The following is a 14,084-nucleotide window of genomic DNA, read 5'->3' on the forward strand; positions in this document are numbered from 1 at the left end:
GGAAGCCGGTCAGGGCTGCACGATCGGGAACCAGAACGGGAAGTCCTCCATCAGGCCGAAAAGCGCTGACACAGCGGCGGCGTCGCCGGTGACCGCGAGCGACCCGTTCGCGATCGCGTCGTCGATGCTCGATGCGCCGAACGCCGCCGCCGCGAGCGCGGTCTTCGTCGACGACACCGTGGCGCCCGGCTCGTCGAGCGTCTTGCCGGGCGTGTAGATGAGGCATCCGTTGCGCAGTTCGAGGGCGTAGGTGGATGCGGCGTCGTCCGCGGCATCCGTCATCGACCACTGGATCGTCGCGGCCGTCGCCGCGGCGCGCGGCCCGTCGAGCTTGATGCCCATGAAGTCGAAGATCATCTCCGGCGGCATCGCCTCGAGCACGTCGAGCGTGGCGAGGACGATGGAGCCGAGGTCCTTCACGCCGCCGCGCAGCTCCTGCGCGCCCATGAGGTACTCGTTGCGCCACGTCGGGTTCTCGCACTGGTAGCCCAGCTGCTCGAGCGTGTCGGCCTGCAGCAGCACGGCTTCCCGGTTGCCCGGATCGGCGAAGACGAGGTGCGAGAGCAGCTCGGCTGTCCAGCGGTACTCGCCGGCGTCGAACGATGCGCGGGCCTTCGCGATCACGGCGTCCGCTCCTCCCGCCAGGTCGACGTACCGTGCACCGGCTTCGGCCGGCGGCAGGGTGTGCAGGTGCGCCGGGTTCGAGTCGTACCACCCGAGGTACCGCTGGTACACGGCCTTGGCGTTGTGGTTCACCGAGCCGTAGTAGTCGCGGTTGTACCACTGTCCGGCGATCCCGTCGGGGAGTCGCAGCTGCTCGGCGATCTCGAGCATCGTCTCGCCTTTGTTCGCGAGGTGCAGCACCTGATCGTGCAGGTACTTGTAGAGATCGCGCTGGTTCTCGAGGAAGGCGACGATGTCGTCGGTGCCCCAACGCGGCCAGTGGTGCTGGGCGAAGATGACATCGGTGTCGGCGCCGAAGAGCTGGATCGTCTCGTTGAGGGTCTTCCACCACGTCGCGGCGTCGCGCACCTGCGCTCCGCGCAGCGTGTACAGGTTGTGCAGCGTGTGGGTCGCGTCCTCGGCGGCGCACAGCGCGCGGTGCTTCGGGAAGTGGATGAGCATCTCGGCCGGCGCCTCGGTGCCCGGCGCCATCTGGAAGACCATCTCGACGCCGTCGACGGTGCGCGTCTCGCCGGTCTGCGTGATGAGGTCGGTGGGCGCGACGAGCGTCGACTCGCCCAGGTTCGCCATCGTGTTGGCGAGGCCGGCGTTGACGTGTCCGAGCGGCCCTGCCGGGATCATCGGGCCGTACATGTAGATCGCCCGTCGCGACATCGCGGTGCCGGCGTAGATGTTCTCGGCGACCGCCTCGTAGAGGAAGCCCTCCGGAGCGATCACGACCGCCCGGCCGGAGTCGACGTCGTCTCTGCTGACGATCGCCTTCGAGCCGCCGTAGTGGTCGGCGTGGCTGTGCGTGTAGATCAGCGCCTTCACGGGGCGATCCCCGCGGTGCGCACGGTAGAGGGCCAGGCCGGCGGCCGCCGTCTCGCGGTAGATGAGCGGGTCGATGACGATGATCCCCTCGTCGCCTTCGATGATCGTCATGTTGGAGAGGTCGATGCCGCGCAGCTGGTAGATGCCGTCGGTCACCTCGAAGAGGCCGTGGTTCTGATTGACCTGGGCGTGGCGCCAGAGGCTCGGGTGGACGCTCTCGGGCGCCTGGTCCGAGCTCAGGACGAAGTCGTGGCTGGTGATGTCGTTCACCGGGAAGCCGTCGGCACGGCGGATCACCGGGTCGTCGAGGGTGGCGATGAAACCGCGCTTCGCGTCGTCGTAGTCGCGTCGGTCCGACAGGGGGAGCCCGGCCGCGGCGGCCGCGTTGGCCTGTGCGGTGTGAGGGCTCGCCGGCTTCGGGTCGAGGTGTGCGTCAGGGGTCATGGCGGGGGCTCCCAGCGGTCGTCGAGCGGGCGTGACTCCAACCTATCCGCGGTCCTCCGGCACAGACAGCGGTCGCGGCATCCGTTCACTTGCCTGCCACCACGCGCCGATGCTAAACTTGAGTCGTCACGGCTCAACTTTTTGCCGGACCCGCAGATTTCAGGAGACACATGAACGCCACACAGAACCCCGGGCAGGAGGAGTCGCAGAGCGCCCTCGAGCAGTTCGGGATCAACCTCACCGACCGCGCGCGCCAGGGCAAGCTCGACCCCGTCATCGGGCGCGACAGCGAGATCCGCCGCGTCAGCCAGGTGCTGACCCGCCGCACCAAGAACAATCCCGTCCTCATCGGCGAGCCCGGCGTCGGCAAGACCGCCGTCGTCGAGGGCCTCGCGCAGCGCATCGTCGCCGGCGATGTCGCCGAGTCGCTCAAAGACAAGGAGCTCGTCACGCTCGACATCTCGGCGCTGGTGGCCGGTGCGATGTACCGCGGACAGTTCGAGGAGCGCCTCAAGAGCGTCCTGAAGGAGATCACCGAGTCCGACGGGCGCATCATCACGTTCATCGACGAGCTGCACGTGCTCATGGGCGCCGGCGGCGGCGAGGGGTCGGTCGCGGCATCCAACATGCTCAAGCCCATGCTCGCCCGCGGCGAGCTGCGCCTCATCGGGGCGACGACGCTCAACGAGTACCGCGAGTTCATCGAGAAGGATGCCGCGCTCGAGCGCCGCTTCCAGCAGGTCTACGTCGGCGAGCCGACGGTCGAGGACACCGTCGCGATCCTGCGCGGGCTCAAGGAGCGCTACGAGGCCCACCACAAGGTGGCGATCGCGGATGCCGCGCTCGTCGCCGCGGCATCCCTCAGCCACCGCTACATCCCGAGCCGGCAGCTGCCCGACAAGGCCATCGACCTGATCGACGAGGCCGCGTCCCGGCTGCGCATGGAGATCGACTCCGCGCCGCTCGAGATCGACGAGCTGCGCCGGCACGTCGATCGCCTCAAGCTCGAGGAGCTCGCCCTCAAGAAGGAGAAGGACGACGCGTCCAAGGAGCGTCTGGCGACGCTGCGCGAGACGCTCGCCGTCGAGCAGGCCAGGCTCGCCGATCTGCAGGGACGGTGGGAGCGCGAGCGCGCATCGCTGAACCGCGTCGGCGACCTCAAGACCAAGCTCGACGCCGCCCGCATGGACGCCGAGCGCGCGCAGCGCGAGGGCAACCTCGAGAAGGCGTCCCGTCTGCTGTACGCCGAGATCCCCGCGCTCGAGCGGCAGCTCGTGGAGGCCGAACGCGACGAGCCGGCCGGCGACCGCATGGTCAACGACCAGGTCACCGACGAAGACATCGCCGCCGTCATCGCGGCGTGGACGGGCATCCCGGTCGGGCGGCTGCTGCAGGGCGAGACCGAGAAGCTGCTGCACCTCGAGGCCGAGCTCGGCAAGCGGCTCATCGGGCAGAAAGAGGCGGTCAAGGCCGTGTCCGACGCGGTGCGGCGTTCACGCGCGGGCATCAGCGACCCCGGCCGGCCGACGGGCTCGTTCCTGTTCCTCGGCCCGACGGGCGTGGGCAAGACCGAGCTCGCGAAGGCGCTCGCCGCGTTCCTCTTCGACGACGAGCACGCGATGGTGCGCATCGACATGTCGGAGTACGGCGAGAAGCACTCCGTTTCGCGCCTGGTCGGCGCCCCTCCCGGCTACGTCGGCTACGAGCAGGGGGGTCAGCTGACCGAGGCGGTGCGCCGCCGGCCCTACTCGGTCGTGCTGCTCGACGAGGTCGAGAAGGCGCATCCCGAGGTCTTCGACGTGCTCCTGCAGGTGATGGACGACGGACGCCTCACCGACGGCCAGGGCCGCACGGTCGACTTCAAGAACGTGATCCTGATCCTGACGTCGAACCTCGGTTCGCCGATCCTGATCGATCCGACGCTGTCGATCGAGCAGAAGCGCGAGCAGGTGCAGGGCCTCGTCCGCCAGGCCTTCAAGCCCGAGTTCGTGAACCGCCTCGACGACATCGTGATCTTCCAGGCGCTCACGCAGGACGACCTCGCGCAGATCGTCGAGCTCGCCGTCGACGCGCTGCAGCGCCGACTGCGTGATCGTCGGCTCATGCTCGCGGTCACGCCCGAGGCGCGCACGTGGCTCGCCGAGCGCGGCTACGACCCGGCGTTCGGTGCCCGTCCGCTGCGCCGGCTCATCCAGTCCGAGATCCAGGACCGCCTCGCGATGGCGATCCTCGGCGGCGGGGTGCACGACGGCGACGTGGTGAGGGTGGATGTCGCGGTCGACGGATCCGGTCTGTCGCTCGCGAGCGAGGGGCCTTCCGTCGGCTGACGCTCAGGCTCGGACCGGTGCGCGCGGCACGTGAGAACATCGACCGTGCGCATAGTCCGGGCTCTGTGGGGATCGACGCATCCCGGTCCGACCCTCGTCGTCACCGGGCTCGCGCTCGCGCTCGGCGTCGCGGTCGGGCTCGAGCCGTGGCGTCTCGTGCTGCTCGTGCTCGCGGTCTTCGCGGGGCAGCTCTCGATCGGGCTCTCCAACGACGCGATCGACGCGCCGCGCGACCGGGCCGTCGGCCGCACCGACAAGCCCATCGCGCGCGGCGATGTCTCCGAACGGGCGGCGTGGACGGCGGCGATCGGCGCGGTGGCCGTCGCGCTCGTGCTCTCGGCTCCGCTCGGGTTCGGGATGCTGGCCGCCCACGCGATCTTCCTGGCGTCGGCCTGGTCGTACAACGCGGGGCTGAAGTCCACGCCGTTTTCGATCGTGCCGTTCGTCGTCAGCTTCGGCATCTTCCCGTCCCTCGCGACTCTCGCCGCACCCGACCCGCGCCTCGCCGCCCCGTGGGGCTGGGTCGCGGGCGCGGCGCTCGGCGCGGCCGTGCACCTCACCAACGTCCTCCCCGACCTCGAGGACGACCGGGCGACCGGCGTGCGCGGCCTGCCCCACCGGATCGGCGCCCGCGCGTCGGCGATCGTCGCGGCCGTGGGCATCGTCGTAGGCGCCGTCGCGGTGCTCGTCGGGGCCGCCGGGGGCGATCTTGGCGCCGTGGGCGTGCTCGGCTGGGTGTTCTTCGCCGCGGTCGTGACGGTCGCCGCCGTCACCGCGGTGCTCGCCGTCGTGCGGCCGCCGACGCGCACGCTGTTCCGGCTCGTGATGCTGGCTGCGCTGCTCCTGTCGGCGCAGCTCGTCGCGACCGGCGGCGCGATCGCCGCCTGATCCCGGCTCGCCGGGGTAGGGGCGTGCTTCGTCTCGCGCCGCATCATCGTTCGGCTCCGTGAGCGTCCTACTAATGAGAAGAGGCGAACTGGGAAAGACGGCGAGGCTGCCAAACAAGCCGGCGCGGGCTTGCATCGCGCAACGCTAAATGGACGAGGAGTACTCCGCGGTGATGGGAATGAACGTGACTTCGAAGGATTCCCCGAGCTCGTTCTCCACAGCGAGAGCGAGCTTATGAGCCCGTCGATCGAAATCGAGGTACCAGGATGCCTGTGCATCGGCCGGGAGGCTCGCGAGGTCGCGCTGATTGTATTCCCGGCTCACCTCGAAGAGTCGCTGAAGCAACGGTTCGGAGAGCGGCAACTGTTCGCGCAGCTCGAGAGGATCCCGGTCGTCACCGGGGTCGTTCGGCCAGATCGGGAACTCAACGAAGTCCTCGACCAGGAATCGGATTCTCGGCATTGACGCCTCCTCGAGAGTTCCACACAGAGTAACGCCGGGGATAACCCACACCTAGGAGGACGAATGAAACTCGGAAACCATTGTCGGACGGCTGCCGTAGCGGCGATTCTGCTAACAATCCTGGGCGTTCCGCCAGTAGCGGTTGCCGACGAGACGTCGCCTCGCGAAGTGGTGCCGACGTTCAATCCGTCTCCGTCGCCGTCGGCTGCCGGCTCGATCACCGGGTCGCGGCCGGATGTGGAAACCGCTGTTGAGCAGGCTCCCGCGATGGTGCCGTCACCGTCGGCGGGTGGAGCTTCAGGTTCGCCAAACCGCGACGACACTGGTGAGGACGGCGCGACACCCCCGGACCCGTCGGCCACCGCACTTGTTTGGCTCACCGGCGCGCCGGGGTCCCCGAGCAGAGAACCAGTCTCGACCATCGGACCCGCGGTCGCCACAGGCATTCCGAGCGCGGGTTGGCCCGGATGCGGGGTGTTCGACGACAAGTTCAGGGTGATGAAGGACTACACGCGGTTGCGCGCTCGATCGACGATGAGTGGAACCTACGCTCGCCTCTATTGCGGAATCCCCACTACTGAGGGTTCGACGAGCGCATTCGGGTACCGGCACATGAAGCTCGGCCACGAACTGGACTGGAAGAACAAGGCCGCGTACATCAACCGCCATTGGCATGACCTGGCCGCGTGGGCCATCTCGTTCACGGTGAAAGACCCCGATCGCGCGACCGCGCAGACCGCTAGGTACTGCTATCAGCGGAAGTTCTGGCTCGCCGACCAGAACGGGACGATCCGAAGCACGATGATCGTTCAGGTCGCGCTGGGCGAGACCGGCGTCAGAATCATGACTGCGTTCCCTCGAAACACGGGGGGTTGCAGTGGAACTCAGATCTGGTACGCGCGTCCAAGCTGAGTGCCGAACCGCAGGAAGGGAGCGTCACGCGTCGCGGTCGAACCCCATCGAGTACGCGTGGGCCAGCATCCGCTCGCCGGGAGGCAGGAGCGCGAGCCGCAGCCCTTCCCGTCGCACGGCGTTCGCGAACGGGCCGAGCGGCCGGCCGAGCGACGTGTTCACGCTCGCGAGCCGGGCGGCCGTGCGCGCCGAGGCGAGGCGTCGCCGCTCCCAGCGCGCCAGTTCGGCGTCGGGCGCCACGCCGGCGCGCACCCACGCGGCGAGCAGCGGCGCAAGGGTCGCGGCATCCAGCAGCCCGAGATTCATCCCCTGCCCGCCGATCGGACTGACCTCGTGGGCGGTGTCGCCGACCACGAACAGGCGATCGCGGCGCAGCGCGGGCGCGACGGCCCGGCGCACCTCGAACGCGGTCGCGGTCTCGATCCGCTCGGCCGCCGCGTGCTCGCCGCGGTCGTGCAGGGCGGCACGCAGCCGGTCGGCGCGGTCCGCTCCGGGAGCGCCGGCGTCCCACGCCACGTACCGCCGGCGCCCGCCGGTGAGAGGGAAGGACTCGAGCACGCCGTCGCGATCGATGCCGATGACCGCGACATCGCCGCCATCGCCGGCCGCGACATCCGCCATGAGGTACCTGTCCGCGTACGGCCGCACGTGCACGCCGCCGGGGCGATAGACGAGGTCGCGCGCCCGCCAGCCTCCCGCCACGACGACGAGCGGGGCCGTGACGTCGTCCCCGTCTTCGAGCGAGATCCGGATGCCGCGTCCCACCGGTCGCACGCCGGTGACCATCGCGCCACGGCGAGGGGCGGGTGCGCCGTCCGCGAGGGCGGCCTCGGTCTCGTGCTGCGGGAGCGTCGCCACGAACGGGTACCGTCGATCGAGCCGGTCGAAGCGGACGACTCCCAGGGTGCGTCCGCCCGAGCGCGCCTCCCCGCGCGACACGCGCACGGCCCTCGCGAGCAGACGCTCGGTGATGCCGGATGCCTCGAGCGCGGCCAGCACCGGGGAATGGACCCCGATGGCGCGCGACCCCCCACCGGGCTCGGTGCGGCGCTCGAGGACGGTCACGGCCACGCCGCGTCGCGCCAGTTCGGACGACAGCAGGGTGCCGACAGGACCCGCCCCGACGACGACGACGTCAGGCATCGCCGTGCGCCAGCGCCAGCACGCGGAACGGCGACCCGGTCTCGACCCGCCAGCGTGCGCCGAGCGCGCCGCCGAGCTCGTCGGGCAGGTAGCTGCGGCGGATCGAGCGCAGTCCGTCGGTGCGCAGGAAGGTTCCCGGGGCGAAGGGCGTGATCGCCACGGCGTACATTCCATAGGCCGCGGCGCTGCGGCGGATGTCGGAGTGGATCACCGGACCGCGGCTCAGCGCGAGCGAGTCCGCCGCGAACGCGCGCAGCTCGGCGGGGGCGAGATGGTGGATCACGTGGTTCGACACCACGGCGTCGAACGTCTCACCCGCGCGGCGGAGGGCCGCGGCATCCGTCACCCGGAAGTCGATGCCCGCCGACGCGCGCTCTCCGGCGATCTCGAGCGATCGGGGGTCGGGGTCCGCGCCGACCCAGGTCACGTCGAGGCCGTCGCGCCGCGCCAGGGCGGCCAGCCGCACGACGAGATCACCGCCGCCCGAGCCGAGGTCGAGCACACGCGCGGGCCGGCCGAGTGCCGTGAGCGCGGGGCGCAGACGGTCGCGATAGGTGGCGCCCCACCCCGAGAAGAGCCGATTGACCGTCGCGAACCGCCGGAGGGTCGCCTTCAGACGCCGGGGATCGCACGCCGGGTCGTCCATGAGCTCCTCGAGCTCGGCGTCGCGGACGCTCAGGCTCATGCGCCGACGACGGCCTCGACGGGCGCCGCGTCTGCGGCCGACACCGCCTCGGCGGCGGACACCGCGTCGGCGGTCGCGCCCATGGCCCCGCGCTTGACGAGCATCGCCGACTCGACCGTGAGTCCGGGTCCGAACGCGAGCGTGCCCAGCCGCGCCCCATCCGCGAGACGGTCGTCGTCGAGCATCCGCCGCAGAATGAAGAGGATCGTCGCGCTCGACATGTTGCCGTAGTCGCGCAGCACCTCGCGCGAGGTGTCGAGCGCCGCCGGCTCGAGCCCGAGCCCTGCTTCGACGCGATCGAGCACGCTGCGGCCACCCGGATGCACCGCCCACGCGTCGGGCATCGGCTCGCCGGAGAGGAACGCATCCACCGCGCCGCGGATCTCGCGCCCCACGATCCGGGGAACCTCGGCCGACAGGGTCATCTCGAAGCCGTCGTCGCCGATCGTCCAGACCATGTCGGCCTCGCCCTCCGAGGTGAGGGCCGTGGAGAAGCGGTCGAGCTCGAGGCCCCCCGCGCGGCCGACGGATGCGTCGGCGGTCACGATCGCGGCGGCGGCACCATCGGCGAAGACGGACGCGGCGACGATCTGCTGCGGGTCGGCCGAAGGCCGGATGTGCAGCGTGCACAGCTCCAGGCACACGACGAGCACGACCGCGTCGGGCTGGGCCGCGGTGATCCGCGAGGCGAGCCGGAGGCCGGGCATCGCGGCCGCGCAGCCGATGAAGCCGAGGTGGTACCGCTCGACGGTCGCGTCGAGGCCCAGGTCGCGGACGAGGCGGTAGTCCGGCCCGGGCGCGAAGAAGCCGGTGCACGAGACGGTGACGACATGGGTGATGGCGGATGCCGCGATCCCGGCATCCGCGAGCGCGGCGCGCGCCGCGCGGGCGTTGAGCTCGGGGGCTGCGGCGAGGTAGAGGTCGTTGCGCGAGCCGGTGGAGGGGCGCAGCATCCGTCCCTCGTCGTCGGCGAAACGGGCGCGGCCCTCCGGTACGACCTCGCGCGGAGGGAGGTCGTCGCCGAACTCCGTGAGCACCGTGTGCCGGCGCTCGATCGCCGATGCCTCGAAGGCGGCGTGGATGAGCCGCTGGGTGAGCCGGTCGGCTCCGGGCTGGCCGGCGAAGATCGCACGAGCCCGTTCCTGCGGCACGCACGTCGGCGGCACCGCCGTTCCGATCGACACGATGCGCGCGCTCATGCTCACACCTAAGCACGACGGGGGCCGTGATGGGGCCGTCTTGCGCAGTACGGTCGAGACATGCACATCGAGGGCACCGGCCGGTTCGTGTTCTACGCCCAGTGGCCGGTCGCCGTGTTCCTGCCGGTGTTCTTCTTCATCGGCCGTGGCAGCGTGGGCGCCGAGGTCGGATGGCTCGGGTTCTTCGGCCTCGTCTACGGCCTCATCGTGATCGCGGTGCTGCTCGTGCCGCCGGCGCTGACGCTGTTCGACCGCGAGGTGCGGCGCGAGCGCGCGACGCGGCTCTGGTACGACATCGCGTCGGCCGTGCTGTGGCTCGGATTCCTGCTCGGGAGCATGACGGTGCCCGACGCCGGCGACAGCGGATCACTCGACACCGTGTTCATGGCGTGGTTCGGCATCTCGCCCGAGACGTCCGCAGCGATCTTCGCGCTCGCCGCCGGCATGATCGGCCTGTCGTACGTGGCGGCGTTCGTCACCGCGATCATGGGCATCGCCCACTCTCACCGGTCGGCGCGCTGACGCTGCCACGGTCGAGTCGCCAAGACACACGCCGGTGTCGCGTCGGCTGAGCGGCGTGTTCTGGCGACTCGATGTGCGTCAGTCGGCGGAGGATGCCGCGTTGGTGTGCGCGTCGGGAAGCTCGCGCATCGTCCAGAACGGGCCGAGCACGACGAACGCGGCGGAGAACAGCTGCCCGACCGCTGCGATCCACATCGTCGGGACGACGCCGAGCCACGTGCCGAGACCGCCGGCGAGCAGCGCCGAGATCGGCATGACGCCCCACACGACGAACCGCACGGAGGCGTTCATGCGCCCGAGCAGCCGAGGCGGCGTGATGCGCTGCCGGAACGTGACCTGCGTGATGTTGTAGAGCAGCACCGTGAAGCTGCTCACGAAGAACTGCGCGACCATCAGCGGGAACGCGACGGCGGGCACCGCGGCGGCCACCGGCAGCAGCAGCGCGATCACGCTGAAGCCGAGAGCGCTGACGGGGATCGCCCGGGCCTCGCCGATGCGCGCGATGATCCGCGGTGTCGCGATCGCGCCGAGCAGGCCCCCGACGGCGCCGAGCGAGAGGATGACGCCCATCGAGGTGGGCGAGAAGCCCAGTTCGCGCAGGAGGAAGATCGGGATGAGCGTCCACGACATCGTGCTGAAGAAGTTCGAGACGCCGGTCGTTCCGACGATGCGGCGCAGCAGCTTCTCGGTGAAGACGAAGTGCAGACCCTCCCAGATCTCGCGCAGCAGCGGCCCGTGGTCCTCCCGCGGGCGACGCTCCTCGTGATCTCTCGTGAGGGCGAGGGCGATCGCCGAGACGATGTAGGTGCCGGATGTCGCCAGCATCGCGAACGGTGCGCTGAGCACGCCGATGAGCCAGCCGGCGAAACCCGGCCCGGCGATGTTGGCCAGCTCGTACGTCGACTGCAGCTTGCCATTGGCCTCGCCGATCTGCGCCGGCCTCACCAGCGACGGAATGATGCTCTGGTAGGACACGTCGAAGAACACCGTTGCCACGCCGAGCACGAGCGCGACGGCGACGAGGTGCCAGATCTGGAGCACGCCCATCGCCCACAGCACCGGCACCGTCGCGAGCGCGAGCGCGCGTACCGCGTCGGCGGCGATCATCACGTGGCGCTTGCGCATGCGGTCGATCCAGGCGCCGGCGGGGAGACCGACGATCAGGAACGCCGCGACGTTGGCCGCGGTGAGCACCCCGACCTCGAACTCGCTCGCATCGAGCAGCAGCACGGCGAGCACGGGGACCGCGAGCTCGCTGATCTGCGCCCCGAACTGCGCGAGCGTCTGCCCGCCCCACATCGTGAGGAAGTTGCGGTCGCGCCACAGCGACCCCTTCGGCGCCGTCCCCGGTGCGGAGGTGCCGCTGGGCGCGGTACCGGGGCCGGCAGGGGGCTCGTCGGCGACGTCGGCGTCGGCCGCGGCATCCGCTCTCGCCGCGACAGAGACACCGGATGCCTCGGCCCGCGCCTCGGCGAGGTCGTCGGCGTCGACCTCGACGGCGTCGTCGCCGGGAAGTGATTGGGACATGCCAATCAGTCTGAGCGACCGATTGAGAGTTGTCAATCGGTCGTCTAGCCTGAGGCTGTGGAGGACCGCATCGAGCTCACGCCCGGCAATCCGGAGGATGAGGCGCGACTGCGCGCGATCAGCTCACCGCTGCGCCTGCGGGTGCTGAGGCTGTGCGCGTTCGAGTCGCGGACCAACAAGGAGCTGGCAGGGCTCCTCGGGGTCAACCCGGGCACGATGCTGCATCACGTGCGCACGCTCACGCAGACGGGGTTCCTCCGCGCCGAGCCGGCACGTTCGGGAGCGCAGGGAGCGCGCGAGGTGCCCTACCGCGCGACCGGACTGTCGTGGCGGATGCCGCTACCCGACCGCAGCCGCGTGCTCATCGAGGTCTTCCTGCAGCAGATCGAGCGCGTCGACCCGGGCGACCTCGACACATCCTGGCTCGGGCTCAGACTCAACGACGAGCACCGGCGGGAGTTCCAGCGCCGGCTCCATGAGCTCCTCGTGGAGTTCAAGGAGCGGGAGGCGGATGCCGACGGCGAGGCGTACTCGGTGTTCACCGCCTTCCATCCCGACCTCAATCCACGCGGACCAGCCGATACGTAGGCAGGATTCGCACCCGGCTCCGGCGTGGGCGATGTCACGAACGGAGGAGATGTCACGAACGGAGGAGTCGTCGCGACCGTCGGCTCCTCCGCTCGTCACATCTCCTCCTTTCATCGCACCGCCGCCCCGGTGGCGTCCGGTGGCACGATGGATCCAGGAGCGATCGAGGGAGACGCCATGACCGAGGCCTTCGTCTACGACGCCGTGCGCACGCCGCGCGGCCGCGGGAAGGCGACCGGCTCGCTCCACGGCGTCGCCCCGCACGAGCTCGTCGTCGGCCTCATCGACGCGCTGCGCGACCGGCATCCGGGCCTCGACCCCGCCGCCATCGACGACCTCGTGCTCGGGTGCGTCACGCCGATCGGCGATCAGGGCTCGGACATCGCGAAGATCGCGGCGCTCGCCGCGGGCCTTCCCGACACGGTTCCGGGTGTGCAGCTCAACCGCTTCTGCGGGTCGGGGCTCGAGGCGGTCAACCAGGCCGCCGCGCGCGTGCGGTCCGGCTGGGAGGACCTCTTCCTCGCGGGTGGCGTCGAATCGATGAGCCGCGTGCGCATGGGCAGCGACGGCAGCCCGTTCTCGAAGGATGCCGCGGCGGCGGTGGCCCCCGACTCCGTGCCGCAGGGGATCAGCGCCGACCTGATCGCGACGCTCGAGGGATACACGCGCGACGACGTCGACCGATTCGCCGCCGAGTCCCACGCGCGCGCCGCGCGGGCATGGGAGGAGGGGCGCTTCGACCGCTCCGTGGTGCCGGTGACGGATGCCGAGGGCCGCCTGCTGTTGGAGCGCGACGAGACGATCCGGCCGGGAACGACGGTCGAGACCCTGGCCGCACTGCCTCCCGCGTTCGCCGACCTCGGGCGATCCGGCTTCGACGACCTGGCGCTGCGGACCTACCCCGAGGCGGGGGCGATCGACCACGTGCACCACGCGGGAAACTCGTCGGGCATCGTCGACGGCGCGGCGCTCGTGATCGTCGGCAGCGAGGCCGCGGGGGTGCGCCACGGGCTCACGCCGCGTGCCCGCATCCGCTCGGCCGCCGTGGTGAGCACCGAGCCCACCATCATGCTCACGGGCCCCGGCCCCGCCTCACGCCTGGCGATCGAGCGTGCCGGGCTCTCGATCCACGACATCGACCTGATCGAGATCAACGAGGCCTTCGCGTCGGTGGCGCTGCGGCTCATGCGGGATCTCGACGACTTCCCCCACGAGCGCACGAACGTCAACGGCGGCGCCATCGCGATGGGCCACCCGCTCGGCGCGACCGGAGCGATGATCCTCGGCACGCTCATCGACGAGCTCGAGCGCACCGGTGGTCGGTTCGGCCTGGCCACGCTGTGCATCGGCGGCGGAATGGGCGTGGCGACCGTGGTCGAGAGACTCTGACCGCCGCATCCGCCGGACCCCTGGACATGGCGGGATCCAAGGCGGAGGCTGGCGAGAGCCGAGTGCCGGCCACGACCCAGGGAGACACCATGTTCACATCCGAGCGCGCATTCAGCGGATTCGCCGTGAAAGACATCGACGAGGCCAGGGCCTTCTACGGCGACACCCTCGGCATCCCGGTCCAGCTCATGGAGATGGGCATCCTCGAGCTGACCCTGGGCTCCGGGGCGAAGGTGATGGTTTACCCCAAGCCCGACCACGAGCCGGCCGTGTTCACGATCATGAACTTCGACGTCGACGATGTCGAAGCCGCCGTCGACGACCTCAATGCACGCGGCGTGGCGACCAAGATCTACGACGACGCCGACTTCCCGACCGACGACAAGGGGATCTCGCGCGACATGGGCCCGGAGATCGCGTGGTTCCGCGACCCATCCGGCAACGTGCTGTCGGTGCTGAAGGCGAGCTGACCCGAGAACACCGGATGCCCGCCCCGCGTGC

The 14,084-nt window shown here is 70.4% G+C and carries 13 protein-coding genes; 7 read left to right on the forward strand and 6 right to left on the reverse strand.

Going from position 1 to position 14,084, the window contains the following annotated elements:
* Positions 1 to 9: 9 nt before the first annotated feature.
* Positions 10 to 1,941: an alkyl/aryl-sulfatase gene (locus OL358_RS06980; RefSeq protein ID WP_264709232.1), complete on the reverse strand. Its 1,932-nt coding sequence runs from the start codon at positions 1,939 to 1,941 to the stop codon at positions 10 to 12.
* Between the two features lie 170 nt (positions 1,942 to 2,111).
* Here OL358_RS06980 and OL358_RS06985 point away from each other — a divergent pair, with 170 nt between their 5' ends.
* Positions 2,112 to 4,268, forward strand: coding sequence for an ATP-dependent Clp protease ATP-binding subunit (locus tag OL358_RS06985; protein WP_264709233.1), 2,157 nt, complete (start codon positions 2,112 to 2,114; stop codon positions 4,266 to 4,268).
* A gap of 45 nt (positions 4,269 to 4,313) precedes the next feature.
* Positions 4,314 to 5,156, forward strand: a complete 843-nt coding sequence (locus tag OL358_RS06990; RefSeq protein WP_413631499.1) for a UbiA family prenyltransferase — start codon at positions 4,314 to 4,316, stop codon at positions 5,154 to 5,156.
* A 144-nt stretch (positions 5,157 to 5,300) separates the two neighbouring features.
* Here OL358_RS06990 and OL358_RS06995 read toward each other — a convergent pair whose 3' ends face one another.
* Positions 5,301 to 5,618 (reverse strand): hypothetical protein, encoded by a 318-nt coding sequence (locus OL358_RS06995; protein ID WP_264709235.1) that lies wholly within the window; start codon positions 5,616 to 5,618, stop codon positions 5,301 to 5,303.
* A gap of 63 nt (positions 5,619 to 5,681) precedes the next feature.
* Between OL358_RS06995 and OL358_RS07000 the strand changes: the two genes are divergently transcribed.
* Positions 5,682 to 6,530: a hypothetical protein gene (locus OL358_RS07000; protein ID WP_264709236.1), complete on the forward strand. Its 849-nt coding sequence runs from the start codon at positions 5,682 to 5,684 to the stop codon at positions 6,528 to 6,530.
* A 24-nt stretch (positions 6,531 to 6,554) separates the two neighbouring features.
* Here the strand turns inward: OL358_RS07000 and OL358_RS07005 are convergent, their stop codons facing one another.
* The 3 genes from OL358_RS07005 to OL358_RS07015 are packed head-to-tail and all read right to left on the reverse strand — an operon-like array spanning position 6,555 to position 9,557.
* Positions 6,555 to 7,673 (reverse strand): FAD-dependent oxidoreductase, encoded by a 1,119-nt coding sequence (locus OL358_RS07005; protein ID WP_264709237.1) that lies wholly within the window; start codon positions 7,671 to 7,673, stop codon positions 6,555 to 6,557.
* Positions 7,666 to 8,358, reverse strand: coding sequence for a methyltransferase domain-containing protein (locus OL358_RS07010; RefSeq protein WP_264709239.1), 693 nt, complete (start codon positions 8,356 to 8,358; stop codon positions 7,666 to 7,668). Before OL358_RS07010 ends, OL358_RS07005 begins: the two co-directional genes overlap by 8 nt.
* Complete coding sequence (locus OL358_RS07015; protein WP_264709240.1) at positions 8,355 to 9,557, reverse strand: type III polyketide synthase; 1,203 nt, start codon at positions 9,555 to 9,557, stop codon at positions 8,355 to 8,357. The genes OL358_RS07010 and OL358_RS07015 overlap by 4 nt, the downstream gene beginning before the upstream one ends.
* A gap of 60 nt (positions 9,558 to 9,617) precedes the next feature.
* On the opposite strand from OL358_RS07015, the gene OL358_RS07020 reads away from it, so the two are divergent.
* Positions 9,618 to 10,079: a hypothetical protein gene (locus OL358_RS07020; protein ID WP_264709241.1), complete on the forward strand. Its 462-nt coding sequence runs from the start codon at positions 9,618 to 9,620 to the stop codon at positions 10,077 to 10,079.
* Between the two features lie 78 nt (positions 10,080 to 10,157).
* Here OL358_RS07020 and OL358_RS07025 read toward each other — a convergent pair whose 3' ends face one another.
* A complete protein-coding gene (locus tag OL358_RS07025) occupies positions 10,158 to 11,606 on the reverse strand; it encodes an MFS transporter (RefSeq protein WP_264709242.1) in 1,449 nt (482 codons plus the stop codon).
* 57 nt (positions 11,607 to 11,663) lie between these two features.
* Between OL358_RS07025 and OL358_RS07030 the strand changes: the two genes are divergently transcribed.
* From OL358_RS07030 to OL358_RS07040, 3 genes are all read left to right on the forward strand, one after another.
* A complete protein-coding gene (locus OL358_RS07030; RefSeq protein ID WP_264709243.1) occupies positions 11,664 to 12,194 on the forward strand; it encodes an ArsR/SmtB family transcription factor in 531 nt (176 codons plus the stop codon).
* Between the two features lie 177 nt (positions 12,195 to 12,371).
* Complete coding sequence (locus tag OL358_RS07035) at positions 12,372 to 13,583, forward strand: acetyl-CoA C-acetyltransferase (RefSeq protein ID WP_264709244.1); 1,212 nt, start codon at positions 12,372 to 12,374, stop codon at positions 13,581 to 13,583.
* 89 nt (positions 13,584 to 13,672) lie between these two features.
* On the forward strand, positions 13,673 to 14,053 hold the full coding sequence (locus tag OL358_RS07040; RefSeq protein ID WP_264709245.1) for a VOC family protein: 381 nt from the start codon (positions 13,673 to 13,675) through the stop codon (positions 14,051 to 14,053).
* The last annotated feature ends 31 nt before the right edge of the window (positions 14,054 to 14,084 follow it).

Origin of the sequence: Microbacterium sp. SSM24 (assembly GCF_025989145.1) — a bacterium.
GTDB lineage: Bacteria > Actinomycetota > Actinomycetes > Actinomycetales > Microbacteriaceae > Microbacterium.